The 14,349-nt window shown below is 50.4% G+C and carries 10 protein-coding genes; 7 read left to right on the top strand and 3 right to left on the bottom strand.

Translation table 11 applies throughout. The features are described 5' to 3' along the window. Window positions 1-351: 351 nt before the first annotated feature. The 5 genes from OGV89_RS00010 (at window position 352) to OGV89_RS00030 (ending at window position 7,270) form a co-directional block, all read left to right on the top strand. The gene (locus OGV89_RS00010; protein WP_003844788.1) at window positions 352-1,983 is read left to right on the top strand and encodes a sensor histidine kinase; all 1,632 of its coding nucleotides are present in this window, start codon (window positions 352-354) and stop codon (window positions 1,981-1,983) included. Then, window positions 1,980-2,699: a two-component system response regulator DcuR gene (gene dcuR, locus OGV89_RS00015; RefSeq protein ID WP_003031875.1), complete on the top strand. Its 720-nt coding sequence runs from the start codon at window positions 1,980-1,982 to the stop codon at window positions 2,697-2,699. Before OGV89_RS00010 ends, dcuR begins: the two co-directional genes overlap by 4 nt. Window positions 2,700-3,415: 716 nt before the next feature. Beyond that, window positions 3,416-4,756 (top strand): anaerobic C4-dicarboxylate transporter DcuB, encoded by a 1,341-nt coding sequence (dcuB, locus tag OGV89_RS00020; protein WP_003031873.1) that lies wholly within the window; start codon window positions 3,416-3,418, stop codon window positions 4,754-4,756. A gap of 96 nt (window positions 4,757-4,852) precedes the next feature. Continuing rightward, the gene (fumA, locus tag OGV89_RS00025) at window positions 4,853-6,499 is read left to right on the top strand and encodes a class I fumarate hydratase FumA (protein WP_003031871.1); all 1,647 of its coding nucleotides are present in this window, start codon (window positions 4,853-4,855) and stop codon (window positions 6,497-6,499) included. Between the two features lie 147 nt (window positions 6,500-6,646). Beyond that, window positions 6,647-7,270: a DUF2238 domain-containing protein gene (locus tag OGV89_RS00030; RefSeq protein WP_003031870.1), complete on the top strand. Its 624-nt coding sequence runs from the start codon at window positions 6,647-6,649 to the stop codon at window positions 7,268-7,270. A 20-nt stretch (window positions 7,271-7,290) separates the two neighbouring features. Here OGV89_RS00030 and OGV89_RS00035 read toward each other — a convergent pair whose 3' ends face one another. From OGV89_RS00035 to melA, 3 genes are all read right to left on the bottom strand, one after another. Then, a complete protein-coding gene (locus OGV89_RS00035) occupies window positions 7,291-7,545 on the bottom strand; it encodes a SemiSWEET transporter (RefSeq protein WP_003031867.1) in 255 nt (84 codons plus the stop codon). A 2-nt stretch (window positions 7,546-7,547) separates the two neighbouring features. After that, a complete protein-coding gene (gene melB / locus OGV89_RS00040) occupies window positions 7,548-8,978 on the bottom strand; it encodes a melibiose:sodium transporter MelB (RefSeq protein WP_003844787.1) in 1,431 nt (476 codons plus the stop codon). Window positions 8,979-9,070: 92 nt separating this feature from the next. Continuing rightward, complete coding sequence (gene melA / locus OGV89_RS00045; RefSeq protein WP_003844785.1) at window positions 9,071-10,426, bottom strand: alpha-galactosidase; 1,356 nt, start codon at window positions 10,424-10,426, stop codon at window positions 9,071-9,073. 269 nt (window positions 10,427-10,695) lie between these two features. Here melA and melR point away from each other — a divergent pair, with 269 nt between their 5' ends. Together melR and adiA are read left to right on the top strand one after the other, a co-directional pair. Next, window positions 10,696-11,628, top strand: a complete 933-nt coding sequence (gene melR / locus OGV89_RS00050; RefSeq protein ID WP_003844783.1) for a transcriptional regulator MelR — start codon at window positions 10,696-10,698, stop codon at window positions 11,626-11,628. Window positions 11,629-11,865: 237 nt separating this feature from the next. Beyond that, complete coding sequence (adiA, locus tag OGV89_RS00055) at window positions 11,866-14,133, top strand: arginine decarboxylase (protein WP_100244926.1); 2,268 nt, start codon at window positions 11,866-11,868, stop codon at window positions 14,131-14,133. The last annotated feature ends 216 nt before the right edge of the window (window positions 14,134-14,349 follow it).

Genomic DNA, 14,349 nt, shown 5'->3' on the forward strand with positions numbered 1-14,349 from the left:
GTTTGTGTGAAGTGATTCACATCCGCCGTGTCGATGGAGGCGCATTATAGGGAGTTTCCTGTGGCCCGCAACCCTTAAATGACAGAAAAATGACTGACTGCTGCATTCCACAGCAAAACCCCGCCTTATACCCATTTACGCACAGAGTTATCCACAATCGTAAGCAAATTATCTGTCAGCGTCCCTGAAAAGGGAGAGAATCGGTATGAAAACCTCTATATAGAAAGAAATTCACTCTACGCTATATAAAGAAGAAAAGCTGACAACTTAAGCTCCATAATCCCTACCACCTTTGAATTACGCCCCCCATCAGGCGATAATACCCGCACAAACCGTGATTCCAGGACCGTGATGAGACACTCACTGCAACGTACTGCTATACGCAAACGCCCGATGAAGCTTGGCACCACCGTGATCCTCATGGTTAGTGCAGTTCTCTTCTCCGTGCTGCTTGTCGTTCATCTGATTTATTTCTCGCAAATTAGCAACATGACGCGCGATGCGTTAGCGAGTAAAGCGCTTGCCGTCGCGCGAACGCTAGCCAACTCTCCGGAGATCCGCCAGGGACTAATGAAAAAGCCCGAGGAAAGCGGTATTCAGGCGATTGCCCAGGCGGTGAATAAGAGCAACGACTTTTTGTTCATCGTCGTCACCGATATGCACAGCATTCGTTACTCCCATCCCGAAGCACAGCGAATCGGCCAGCCATTTAAAGGCGATGACATTTTGCTGGCCCTGCAAGGTAAAGAGAATGTCGCCATTAATCGCGGGTTTCTGGCTAAAGCCCTGCGGGTATTCACCCCTATATACGACGAACATCACCAGCAAATTGGCGTGGTGGCGATCGGTCTTGAGCTAAGCAGAGTTGCTGAACAGATCAATAACAGCCGCGGCAGCATCATCTGGTCAATCTTATTTGGCGTGCTGGTTGGGCTGCTCGGTACATGGATATTCGTTAAGGTCCTCAAGCGCATTCTGTTTGGTCTGGAACCTTATGAAATCTCCAATCTGTTCGAACAACGCCAGGCGATGCTGCACTCTATAAAGGAAGGAGTCATTGCCGTTGACGAGTGCGGTGAAGTGACGTTGATTAACCAAGCTGCGCAGGAGCTGCTGGATTATCACAAATCACAAGATGATGCCCAGCTCTCCACGCTCAGCCATGCGTGGTCACAAGTGGTCGATTTTTCACAGGTACTACATGACGGAACGCCGCGCCGCGATGAAGAGATCATGGTGAAGGATCGGCTACTCTTAATTAACACGGTCCCGGTACTCAGCAACGGTAAAATCATCGGCGCCATTTCAACCTTCAGAGATAAGACTGAAGTCCGAAAGTTAATGCAACGCCTGGACGGTATGGTCAACTATGCCGATGCACTTCGTGAACGATCCCACGAATTCATGAATAAATTGCACGTGATTCTGGGATTATTGCATCTGAAAAGTTATAAGCAGCTTGAAAATTACATCCTAAAGACCGCGAACAATTATCAGGAAGAAATTGGCTCACTGTTAGGAAAAATAAAATCTCCGGTGATCGCAGGATTTTTACTCAGTAAGATTAATCGCACATCTGATTTAGGCCATAGCCTGGTCATCAGCAATGAAAGCCAGCTACCGGAAAATAACAACGAAGATCAGGTGGCGGTGCTGATTACCGTTCTGGGGAATCTGATTGAAAACGCCCTGGAGGCGCTAGGTCAAGAACCTGGTGGTGAAATCAGCATATCCTTGCATTATCGACACGGCTGGTTGCATTGCGAAGTGAATGACGATGGTCCGGGGATCGCCCCCGAAAACATTGAGCACATCTTTGAGAAGGGCGTTTCGTCAAAAGGAACCGAACGGGGCGTAGGTTTAGCGCTTGTTAAACAACAGGTTGAAAACGTTGGCGGCAATATATCCGTCGAGTCTGAACCTGGGATCTTCACCCAATTTTTTGTACAGTTACCGTGGAATGGTGAGAGGGCCAGCAGATGATCAATGTCTTAATTGTCGATGACGATGCAATGGTAGCGGAATTAAACCGTCGTTATGTCGCGCAACTCTCCGGTTTTCACTGCTGCGGCACAGCCTCCACGCTGGAGAAAGCAAAAGAGATAATCTTCCATAGCGGTCATCATATCGATCTGATTTTGCTAGATATTTATATGCAAAAAGAAAACGGTCTGGACCTGCTACCGGTTCTGCACAGTGAAGGTTGCAAGTGCGATGTCATCGTCATCTCTTCTGCAGCCGATGCCACCACCATTAAAGATTCACTTCACTACGGCGTCGTTGACTACTTGATCAAACCTTTCCAGGCGTCCCGGTTTGAAGAGGCGCTCACCGGCTGGCTACAGAAAAAAACTGAGATGGAAAAGCATCAGTACTATGAACAGTCTGAGCTTGACCAGTTGATTCACGGCAGCTCCTCCAATGAACAAGAAACGCGGCGCTTACCCAAAGGATTAACGCCACAAACGTTGCGCACGTTGTGCCAGTGGATTGATGAGCACCAGGATCAGGAGTTCTCCACGGATGAGCTGGCTAACGAGGTCAATATCTCGCGCGTCTCTTGCCGTAAATACCTTATCTGGCTCGTCAATTGTCACATCTTATTTACCAGCATCCATTATGGCGTGACCGGCAGACCTGTTTATCGTTATCGCGTGCAGGCTGAACACTATTCATTGCTTAAACAATATTGCCAATAAATACACTTGGGATTATTTGTTATTTGAAAGTAACAATTATTAAAATAATGAAAAATCCCTATTTCACCAACTGACACTGCAAAATTATAAATTTGCGTTAGATCAAATATATTTGTATCCGGCATGTTAAATGTATTATTTTAATATTGACAAATATCACACTGTTTTTAATTTCAAAATCGCTAACAAAAGTTAATTAAGTATTATCTAACTCGCAGAGTGTGTATTTTTACCCATAAAGGATTAGTCTGAAATTAACCAGACATACAAAATCTAGACTGGTAGCAATGGAGACCATGCTACGTACCATGGACACCGTACATTTTTGTGAGCAAATAAAAGTATCCGCACGCCGACTTCATCACATCATGAAATGGCGTGACCGTGATCACATAAATAACCCACTCACTCATTCTGTCGGTGGTTCATGTAATAGCGGAAAACGCAAAATAGATAAATTACAGCGTCAACCGCGGCTCTCCATGTTCAGCTCTGCTTCCCATCGCCTGAGGATTCTCTCCTCTGATCAAAGCCACAGAAAAAACCAAATATCGCCATAACTTTAAAAAAAAATTCTAGCAAGACATTTGAACATTAATCGCAAATACGGACATATCGAATACTGACCATTTTTTGATGCTTATTCTGGCAAAAAAGAATGTGGCACAGATCCATTTTTCAAAAAATTGACTGGGTTTTTCGCGAGGGTAAATAAAATGTTATTTAGTATACAACTTCTCATAATATTAATATGTTTGTTTTATGGTGCCAGAAAGGGCGGTATCGCGCTGGGTTTATTAGGCGGTATCGGACTGGTCATTCTGGTTTTCGTTTTCCATCTCCAGCCGGGTAAACCACCTGTAGATGTCATGCTGGTTATTATTGCCGTGGTGGCCGCATCGGCAACCTTACAAGCCTCCGGCGGTCTTGACGTTATGCTGCAAATCGCTGAAAAGCTGCTGCGCCGTAACCCAAAATATGTTTCCATCGTCGCACCTTTCGTTACCTGCACCCTGACGATTCTCTGCGGTACAGGGCACGTGGTATACACCATCCTGCCAATCATTTATGACGTTGCCATTAAGAACAATATTCGCCCGGAACGTCCGATGGCGGCGAGTTCCATCGGTGCGCAGATGGGTATTATCGCCAGCCCGGTTTCTGTAGCCGTTGTGTCACTGGTGGCAATGCTGGGTAACGTAACGTTTGAAGGCAAGCATCTCGAATTCCTCGACCTGCTCAGCATCACCATCCCGTCTACCCTGTTGGGTATCCTGGCGATCGGTATCTTCAGCTGGTTCCGTGGTAAAGATCTGGATAAAGATGAAGAGTTCCAGAAGTTCATTTCTGTACCTGAAAACCACAACTATGTGTATGGCGATACCGCCACGCTGTTAGACAAAAAGCTGCCGAAAAGCAACTGGCTGGCCATGTGGATCTTCCTTGCCGCTATCGCCGTTGTTGCCGTACTCGGCGCGTTCTCTGAGCTGCGCCCTACCTTTAGCGGCAAACCACTGTCAATGGTGCTGGTTATCCAGATGTTCATGCTGCTGACCGGTGCGCTGATTATTATCCTGACGAAGACCAATCCCGCTTCAATATCTAAAAACGAAGTCTTCCGTTCCGGTATGATCGCGATTGTGGCGGTGTACGGTATTGCCTGGATGGCCGAAACAATGTTCGGCGCGCACATGACAGAAATCGAAGGTGTGCTGGGCAATATGGTGAAAGAGTATCCGTGGGCCTATGCAATTGTTCTGCTGCTGGTATCCAAATTTGTAAACTCCCAGGCAGCAGCGCTGGCAGCGATTGTTCCGGTCGCACTGGCAATTGGGGTTGATCCAGCGTACATCGTGGCTTCCGCTCCGGCATGTTACGGTTACTACATTCTGCCGACCTACCCGAGTGACCTGGCGGCTATTCAGTTTGACCGCTCTGGCACCACCCACATCGGCCGCTTCGTTATCAACCACAGCTTCATTCTGCCTGGTTTGATCGGCGTAAGCGTATCCTGTGTCTTTGGTTGGATCTTCGCCGCAATGTACGGTTTCCTGTAATCACAGTTCGCGTGCCGTCCGCGTTGGTACGGCACGCCACCATTAAGACACAGAGAATTTTAAAATTCCTGAGAAAAATGAAAAGGCTGGAAGCAAATGTCAAAAGTTGAATTCACTTACCAGGCGGCTTTCCCACTGGGGGAAGACAAAACTGAGTACTACCTGCTGACATCCGATCACGTCAGTGTCGGCGAGTTTGAAGGCGAAACAATCCTGAAAGTAGCTCCTGAAGCACTTACGCTACTGGCCCAACAAGCCTTCCACGATGCCTCCTTCATGCTCCGCCCAGAACACCAGCAGCAAGTCGCCTCAATTCTCCATGATCCCGAAGCCAGCGAAAACGATAAGTACGTAGCGCTGCAGTTCCTGAGAAACTCCGAAATCGCCGCCAAAGGCGTGTTGCCAACCTGCCAGGACACCGGTACGGCAATTATCATGGGTAAAAAAGGTCAGCGCGTTTGGACCGGCGGCGGCGATGAAGCGGCCCTCTCCAAAGGCGTATTTAATACCTATATTGAAGATAACCTGCGCTACTCGCAAAACGCGGCGCTGGATATGTACAAAGAAGTGAATACTGGCACCAACCTGCCCGCACAAATCGATCTGTACAGCGTGGACGGTGACGAATACAAATTCCTGTGCGTGGCCAAAGGCGGCGGCTCAGCCAACAAAACCTATCTGTATCAGGAAACCAAAGCGCTGCTGACTCCCGGCAAACTGAAAAACTTCCTGGTTGAGAAAATGCGCACGCTGGGTACTGCAGCTTGCCCGCCGTACCACATCGCATTCGTCATTGGCGGGACGTCAGCGGAAAGTACCCTTAAAACGGTGAAATTGGCCAGCACACACTACTATGACGCGCTGCCGACTGAAGGTAATGCTCACGGCCAGGCGTTCCGCGATCTCCAACTGGAACAGGAACTGCTGATCGAGGCACAGAAACTCGGCCTTGGCGCTCAGTTTGGCGGGAAATACTTCGCACATGATATCCGCGTGATCCGCCTGCCTCGCCACGGCGCATCCTGCCCGGTTGGTATGGGCGTTTCTTGCTCCGCAGACCGTAATATTAAAGCCAAGATTAACCGCGAAGGGATCTGGATTGAAAAACTGGAACATAACCCAGGTCAGTACATTCCGGAATCTCTGCGCCAGGCGGGTGAAGGTGAAGTAGTTAAAGTTGACCTTAACCGCCCGATGAAAGAGATCCTCGCTCAGCTCTCTCAGTACCCGGTTTCTACTCGTCTGTCACTGAGCGGTACTATCATTGTCGGTCGTGACATTGCCCACGCGAAGTTAAAAGAACGTATTGAGTCCGGCGAAGGTTTACCGCAGTACGTGAAAGATCATCCGATCTACTACGCGGGTCCGGCCAAAACGCCTGCAGGCTATCCGTCCGGTTCTTTAGGCCCAACCACCGCGGGTCGTATGGACTCCTACGTTGACCTGTTGCAGTCTCACGGCGGCAGCATGATCATGTTGGCGAAAGGTAACCGCAGTCAGCAAGTGACTGACGCCTGCCACAAACACGGCGGCTTCTACTTAGGCAGCATCGGTGGTCCGGCAGCGGTACTGGCGCAGCAGAGCATTAAGCATCTGGAATGCGTGGAATACCCGGAGCTGGGAATGGAAGCTATCTGGAAAATCGAAGTAGAAGATTTCCCTGCTTTCATCCTGGTCGATGACAAAGGCAACGATTTCTTCCAGCAAATCGTCAGCAAACAATGCGCTAACTGCGCGAAGTAACCCATTCGGCCCGGCACTGGACTGGCACTAAATTTTTGGCGTCAGTCCAGCGATCCCCCCGGGCCAACTTTATCCCCCCATTTACTGGTATTGAATTTTTGCCGTTCACAGGGAATAGTGACCTTTTCCATTACGTGTGAATTCGCAATGCTCCGCACTCTGAACCCCACAATCTTGCACACTGGCGCAGTATTCCTGGCGCTGATCCTTATCTACACCGGTATCTCTGCCTCGGAGAAAATCACCTGGCTGATGGAAGTCACGCCGGTCATTATTGTCGTCCCGCTGTTGCTGGCTACCATGAAGCAGTACCCATTGACGCCGCTGCTTTATACGTTGATTTTCTTGCACGCCATCATTCTGATGGTAGGCGGGATGTATACCTACGCCAAAGTTCCCGTCGGTTTTCAGGTTCAGGAATGGCTGGATCTCAGTCGTAACCCCTATGACAAGTTGGGTCACTTCTTCCAGGGGCTGGTACCAGCCCTGACGGCAAGAGAGATTTTAGTGCGCGGCAATATTGTCCGTGGTCGTAAGATGCTGGCATTTTTAGTCTGCTGCGTAGCACTGGCGATTAGCGCAATGTATGAACTGATCGAGTGGTGGGCAGCGCTGGCAATGGGACAAGGTGCGGAAGACTTCCTTGGCACGCAGGGTGACCCGTGGGATACCCAGTCGGACATGTTCTGCGCCCTGCTCGGCGCGTTAACAACGATCCTCGCGTTGGCGGGCTGGCACAATCGGCAGTTGAAAACGGCCGGAGAGCGCTAACGCTTCTCCGGCAATCTGCGCTACCTACTGCGATACTTGATAACCAGAATCGGCAAGGCGAACAACAGTGTCAGAAAGTTCGCCATGCTGACAGCGGTATCTTCAATCAATAACCCATAAGCCAGCCACAACACCAGCCCGCACACAAACATCACATACATTAAACCGGAGATACCCTGGGTGTTGCGGGTGGTAATAACCTTAATCGCCTGCGGCAAAAAAGAGAGCGTCGTCAGCGTTGCCGCCAGATAGCCAATCCAGGAATGCCACTCCATAGCTAGGCCTTCACATCGCTGGCCACTACCACCGGAATCTCCGGAGTATTCGACTGTTTGACGGGCGACGGCACTTTTCGGTACTTATCCAGCAGGTGGATCTGAATCTTACGCAGCATATCGCCATTCAACCGGTAGTAACGGAAATAGAGCACCAGTGTCACAACGAAAAAAAGCGTGGGCAGCGCGATCATGATGAACTGCATGCCGAGGATGGTCTCAGCAGATTGCGTCGCATTCGGAACATAACCAATCAATCCCAGCACCACCGCAATAAAGAAAGCGGAAAACGCCGAGCCACCTTTGACCACCATTGTCTGCACGGCATAGGCAATACTCTCGCAGCGGACGTTAAACTTGTATTCACCGTAATCTACGGTGTCCGCCACCATAATCACCTGCAGTACCCAGAACAGCGCCGTACCAATGTTCAGAAGGATCCCTGCGGTAACAATCAGGAAAGTATTGTGGAATGCCCCCAGAGCCATAATCAGCAATACGCCTGCGCTGAGAACTGGCATAACCGAAGCGCCAGCCCACAGTACCCGGCGAGAAAGCGCCTTTGACAGACGGGGAAAGAGAATCAATGTCAGCAAGTTAGCTGCTCCGGCATAGGAGAGGTAGTATGGGAAAAGGTCAGCATCACCCACCACGTAGGTGAAGTAGTAAATCGCAAAACCTGTAATGATATTGGACGCCACGTTGTAAGCCAGCGCCATCCCCAGCAGGCAGGAAAGCTGATCGTTTTTGTAGATAAGCGCAAGGATTGATTTCAGCGTCAGCCGGGTGCTGTCTGCGGTAGCTTCGCTGTCAGAGGAATACACTTCATGCACATTGCGCAAGGTTACGAGGGTAGAAACAATAAAAAATGCGATCAGCACCAGCGTAAACATCTGAAAACCGAACCCGCGATCCGCGCCGCCAACATAGTTTACAAAGGGTAGCGTCACGCCCGCGGTGACAAACCCTGCAAGGCTGGCAAAAAAACGAGGGAACGGCACCAGTTGTTCACGTTCGCGTTTATCCAGCGTAATCGTGGGGACCAGCGACCAGAATGGAATATCCATAATGGTGTAGGTCATCCCCCACAATATGTACGTCACACAAACAAAAACGATTTGCGCCGTCCCCTCAAACAGATGTGCGCTAAAGAGCAAAAACAGCACCAACGAGTTCGCCAGCGTACCGAGTAAGATCCAGGGTTTAAATTTTCCCCAACGCGACCGGGTGGCATTCACTATCCACCCCATCACCGGATCGTTAAACGCGTTCCATATTTTTGCCACCAGGAACAAGGTTCCGACGACGCCCACCGATAATCCCACCACGTCGGTGTAGTAATACATCAGGTACATGTACACGATACCGATAGCGAAATCCTTACCGAACGCTCCAAATCCGTAACTGAGTTTTGTTGTCAGAGAGATGCTCATAGGGTATCGGGTCGCTGTTACCAGCGCCCGCCTTCTGTAAGAGGAAACGTCAGAGGTTAAACGCCGGATGCTCTGCCCGGCGTGATTGTGTATTAACGGTGCAGCCAGGCCGGCAGCCAGTCGCCGTGAGACGCGATCAGGTCGTCCACCAGCGCATAAATCTCTTCAATCCCCAGTACCGCGGCGGTATGCGGATCCATCATCGTCGCGTGATAAACACGATCGCGGTTCTCCGTCAGGATGGCTTCCGTTAGCAGAGTCTGAACATTGATATTGGTTTGCATCATCGCCGCCAAATGTGACGGGAGAGCACCGACTTTCGTTGGCTGAATACCATTCGCATCAACCAAACAAGCGACTTCAACACAGCAACCTTGCGGCAGGTTATCGATCAGACTGTCATTGCGAACATTGCCATACACGACGCTCGGTTCACCGGTCCAGATAGCGTTCATGATAGTGCTGGCATATTCGCGCGACGGTTTAATGTCGATCCGCTCAGCCGTTTTGTACTCTTCCAGCTCTTTTTTCCAGTTCGCCAACTGTTCCACACAACGTTTCGGATATTCATCCAATGGCACCTTATAGCGCTCAATCAGATCTTCACGCCCCGGTTTGATAAACCACGGCGTATATTCGGCGAAGTGCTCCGACGATTCGGTGACGAAGTACCCCAGTTTTTTGAACATTTCATAGCGCACAATGTTCTGGCAACGGGTATTTCCGTGAATATTCGGTTTCGGTGCCTGACCGGATTCATAGGCCGCCAGCAGCTCCGGGTAGAGATTCACATAGGCGCCGTCCGCCGTTTTGCGCTCCAGCTCCAGATAAAATGCCATATGGTTGATCCCGGCACTGCGATAGCGCAAAGAGGCAGGGTCAATGTTCAGATCGCGGGCCAACTCCTCCGCCGTCCCCTGCACCGAATGACACAGCCCAACCTGCTTAATATGCGGATAGCGCGCATACATTGCCCAGGTGTTCATCGCCATCGGGTTAACGTAGTTAAGCATTGTGGCCTGCGGACAGACTTCGGTCATATCCTCACAAATCTGCCATAAATGCGGAATGGTGCGCAGCGCGCGCATAATGCCGCCCGGCCCCAGCGTGTCGGCAATCGTCTGCTCCAGACCATGGCGTTTACACACCGTAAAATCGGTGACGGTACAGGGTTCATAGCCGCCGATCTGGAAAGCGACCACCACAAAATCAGCATCCTGTAATGCTGCTTTTTGATCGGTATAGCAGGTGATTCGTCCAGACGCGCCCGCAGAATCCATCAACTTGCGCACAACAACGTGTGACTCTTCCAGACGCGTAGGATCGAGATCCATCAAGGCGATATGCGCAGATTTAAGCGCATCGCGGTGAAAGACGTCCCCAAGAATATTTTTGACGAAAATCGTGGAACCGGCGCCGATAAAGGTAATTTTGGGTGCAGACATCATGACTCTCCAGAACATTAGTGAACACAGTCATGGTGGCACAGCGTATAGCTGAAAACTTCCGACTTCTCTGCTGAGCATTCCCATAAACTCAGATCATCACTCTGCACCCTATTGGATCTGAGTTTATGGGACAAAATTACCCAAAAAGCAGAGTATGTGGCCGCAAAATGTCGCTATGCTCAATGGTAACGGTCCAATTTGTGTCCTGATTCTCAGCCTTAATACGTGTTAAATGACATGATTCTGATAATTCAGGAAATGGAGCAACCATGAGTACATTACCGACATCGCCTCTTCCTCCCGATCCGCACATGTGCAGTAGCGATGAAGAACAAACCCGCAGCCCGCTATCGCTGTACTCAGAATATCAACGGATGGATATCGAGTTGCGCTCACCGCATGCTATGCCAGCCAGCCATTGGCATGGGCAGGTGGAGATCAATGTGCCGTTTGATGGTGACGTCGAGTATCTGATCAACAACGAAGTCGTACAGATAAAACAGGGACACATCACGCTATTCTGGGCCTGCACACCGCATCAACTCACGCGTCCGGGCAGTTGCCAAAGTATGGCTATCTTCAATTTACCGATGCACCTTTTCCTCTCCTGGCCGCTGGATCGCGAGTTGATCAACCATGTTACCCATGGAATGGTCATCAAATCGCTGGCGTCGCAGCAGTTGAGCACCTTTGAAGTTCAGCGCTGGCAACAGGAACTGAACAACCCGAACGAACAAATTCGCCAGCTCGCCATTGATGAAATTGGTCTGATGCTCAAGCGGTTTAGCCTTTCCGGCTGGCAGCCTATGCTCGTCAATAAAACCTCGCGGACCCACAAAAACAGCGTGTCTCGGCACGCCCAGTTTTACGTCAGCCAAATGCTGAGCTTTATTGCCGATAACTACGATCAGGCGCTCACCATCAACGACGTCGCGGAACACGTGAAGCTCAACGCCAACTACGCGATGGGGATTTTCCAACGCGTAATGCAACTCACCCTGAAGCAGTACATCACGGCAATGCGGATCAATCACGTCCGCGCATTGCTAAGCGATACCGATAAAACCATTCTCGACGTTGCGTTGACCGCCGGATTCCGTTCCAGCAGCCGTTTTTATGACACCTTCAGCAAGTTTGTCGGCATGTCGCCACAGCAGTACCGCAAACTAAGCCAGCAGCATCGGCAAACAATGGCTGGTTGATATCATTCGGCCATATCAGTATCAGCCAAAAAAATATTCCCCCTGTCGATAAACGGTGGTGAAAAACCGCCAACAAGCAAACGTAACCATATGTTTAAAAACAAATTAAACATAAATCAGACTATTTTTCACCCGCTTTACAGCCCGTTTTGACAGGATAATACTTGCCTGCGTCACATTCATACGGTGTGTCTGCAATTCATAGATTGCAACCTTTCCACAACCGGGTAAAAGATGATGAAAGTATTAATTGTTGAAAGTGAGTTTCTGCATCAGGACACCTGGGTCGGTAGCGCTGTCGAACGTCTGGCTGACGCATTAAGCCGCCAAAATGTTACCGTCATTAAGTCCACCTCATTCGACGATGGCTACGCAATCCTCGCCGCCAATGAAGCCATTGATTGCCTTATGTTCAGCTATCAAATGGAACAACAAGACGAACACCTGAACGTCAGGCAATTGATCGGCAAGCTCCACGAGCGCCAGCAAAACGTTCCCGTATTCCTGCTGGGCGATCGCGAAAAAGCCACCGCATCGCTGGATCGCGACCTGCTGGAGCTTGTCGATGAATTCGCCTGGATTCTGGAGGACAGCGCTGACTTTATCGCTGGCCGTGCCATCGCAGCGATGACTCGCTATCGTCAGCAGTTGTTACCACCGCTGTTCAACGCCCTAATGAAATACAGCAATGTCCATGAGTATTCCTGGGCTGCACCGGGTCACCAGGGCGGTGTCGGTTTCACCAAAACACCTGCCGGTCGACTGTACCATGACTACTACGGTGAGAATCTCTTTCGTACCGACATGGGGATTGAACGTACCAATCTCGGTTCTTTACTCGACCATACAGGCGCATTTGGGGAAAGTGAAAAAAATGCTGCCCGCGTGTTCGGTGCCGACCGTTCCTGGTCCGTAGTGGTCGGGACCTCCGGCTCTAACCGCACCATCATGCAGGCTTGTATGACCGACAACGACATCGTGGTGCTGGATCGTAACTGCCATAAATCCATCGAACAGGGGCTGATCCTCACCGGGGCAAAACCGGTGTACATGGTGCCAAGCCGCAACCGGTACGGCATTATCGGGCCTATCTACCCGCAAGAAATGCAGCCTGAAACTTTACAGAAAAAAATCAGCGAAAGCCCGCTGACCAAAGGCAAAGCTGGGCAAAAACCGTCTTACAGCGTTGTGACCAACTGTACCTACGACGGTGTTTGCTACAACGCCAAAGAGGCGCAGGATCTGCTCGCACAAACCAGCGATCGCATCCACTTCGATGAAGCCTGGTACGGCTATGCTCGCTTCAACCCAATTTATGCCGATCACTACGCCATGCGTGGCGCGCCGGGCGATCATAACGGTCCTACCGTTTTTGCCACCCACTCGACCCACAAACTGCTGAATGCGCTCTCTCAGGCATCTTACATTCACGTTCGTGAAGGGCGTGGGGCCGTGAACTTCTCCCGCTTTAACCAGGCGTACATGATGCACGCCACCACCTCTCCGCTGTATGCTATCTGCGCCTCAAACGACGTGGCGGTCTCCATGATGGACGGTAACAGCGGCCTGTCGCTCACTCAGGAAGTGATCGACGAAGCAGTCGATTTCCGTCAGGCCATGGCACGGTTGTACAAAGAGTTCACCGCCGAAGGCGACTGGTTCTTCAAACCGTGGAACAAAGAAGTGGTAACCGATCCGCAGACCGGTAAAACCTATGACTTTGCCGACGCGCCAGCCACATTGCTGGCTACCGATCAGAACTGCTGGGTGATGCGTCCGGGTGAATCCTGGCACGGCTTTAAAGACCTGCCGGATAACTGGAGCATGCTGGACCCGATCAAAGTCAGCATTCTGGCACCGGGGATGGGCGACGATGGCGAACTGGAAGAGAACGGCGTACCGGCCGCACTGGTTACCGCCTGGCTTGGCCGCCACGGCATCGTGCCGACCCGAACCACCGATTTCCAGATTATGTTCCTGTTCTCCATGGGGATTACCCGCGGGAAATGGGGCACACTGATCAACACGCTGTGCTCTTTCAAACACCATTACGATGCCAATACCCCGCTGGCACAGGTGATGCCAGAACTGGTTGAGGAACATCCTGACACTTATGCCAACATGGGTATTCACGATCTGGGCGACACCATGTTCGCCTGGCTGAAAGAAAACAACCCAGGCAGCCGTCTCAATGCAGCCTACTCCGGTCTGCCGGATGCGGATATTACTCCGCGTGACGCTTACAACGCGATAGTCAGTGACAACGTTGAGATGGTGGCGATTGAAAATCTGGCGGGACGTATTGCGGCAAACTCCGTGATCCCTTACCCACCGGGAATTCCGATGCTGCTGTCCGGTGAAAACTTTGGCGATGCCAACAGCCCGCAAATTGGGTACCTGCGTTCGTTGCAGTCCTGGGACCACCACTTCCCTGGATTTGAACATGAAACCGAAGGAACGGAAATTATTGACGGTGTTTATCACGTTATGTGCGTGAAAGCATAAGGTCTCTTTTTAGATAGTCCGATGTTTAAGGTAGACATGTCATTCTTGAGTAATTCCTGAGTATTGCTGCAAAACAATAACACTGTCATACCTTTTTGCGCGGGACCACCCCGCGCTTTTTTTATACGCAAATAGCATCTTTCCACTTGCGTAAAAAAATGTGTACATAAGAAAAATCCCACCAAACATTGTAATTAATTTCAGACACGTTATTTT

It is taken from the genome of Citrobacter sp. Cf125 (assembly GCF_030333935.1).
Taxonomy (GTDB): Bacteria; Pseudomonadota; Gammaproteobacteria; order Enterobacterales; family Enterobacteriaceae; genus Citrobacter; species Citrobacter freundii.

What these genes read in the sequence shown, in the direction of transcription:
- OGV89_RS00010 (WP_003844788.1), top strand. Translation starts at nt 352, where the DNA reads ATGAGACACTCACTGCAACGTACTGCTATACGCAAACGCCCGATGAAG.
- dcuR (WP_003031875.1), top strand. Translation starts at nt 1,980, where the DNA reads ATGATCAATGTCTTAATTGTCGATGACGATGCAATGGTAGCGGAATTA.
- dcuB (WP_003031873.1), top strand. Translation starts at nt 3,416, where the DNA reads ATGTTATTTAGTATACAACTTCTCATAATATTAATATGTTTGTTTTAT.
- fumA (WP_003031871.1), top strand. Translation starts at nt 4,853, where the DNA reads ATGTCAAAAGTTGAATTCACTTACCAGGCGGCTTTCCCACTGGGGGAA.
- OGV89_RS00030 (WP_003031870.1), top strand. Translation starts at nt 6,647, where the DNA reads ATGCTCCGCACTCTGAACCCCACAATCTTGCACACTGGCGCAGTATTC.
- OGV89_RS00035 (WP_003031867.1), bottom strand. Translation starts at nt 7,545, where the DNA reads ATGGAGTGGCATTCCTGGATTGGCTATCTGGCGGCAACGCTGACGACG.
- melB (WP_003844787.1), bottom strand. Translation starts at nt 8,978, where the DNA reads ATGAGCATCTCTCTGACAACAAAACTCAGTTACGGATTTGGAGCGTTC.
- melA (WP_003844785.1), bottom strand. Translation starts at nt 10,426, where the DNA reads ATGATGTCTGCACCCAAAATTACCTTTATCGGCGCCGGTTCCACGATT.
- melR (WP_003844783.1), top strand. Translation starts at nt 10,696, where the DNA reads ATGAGTACATTACCGACATCGCCTCTTCCTCCCGATCCGCACATGTGC.
- adiA (WP_100244926.1), top strand. Translation starts at nt 11,866, where the DNA reads ATGAAAGTATTAATTGTTGAAAGTGAGTTTCTGCATCAGGACACCTGG.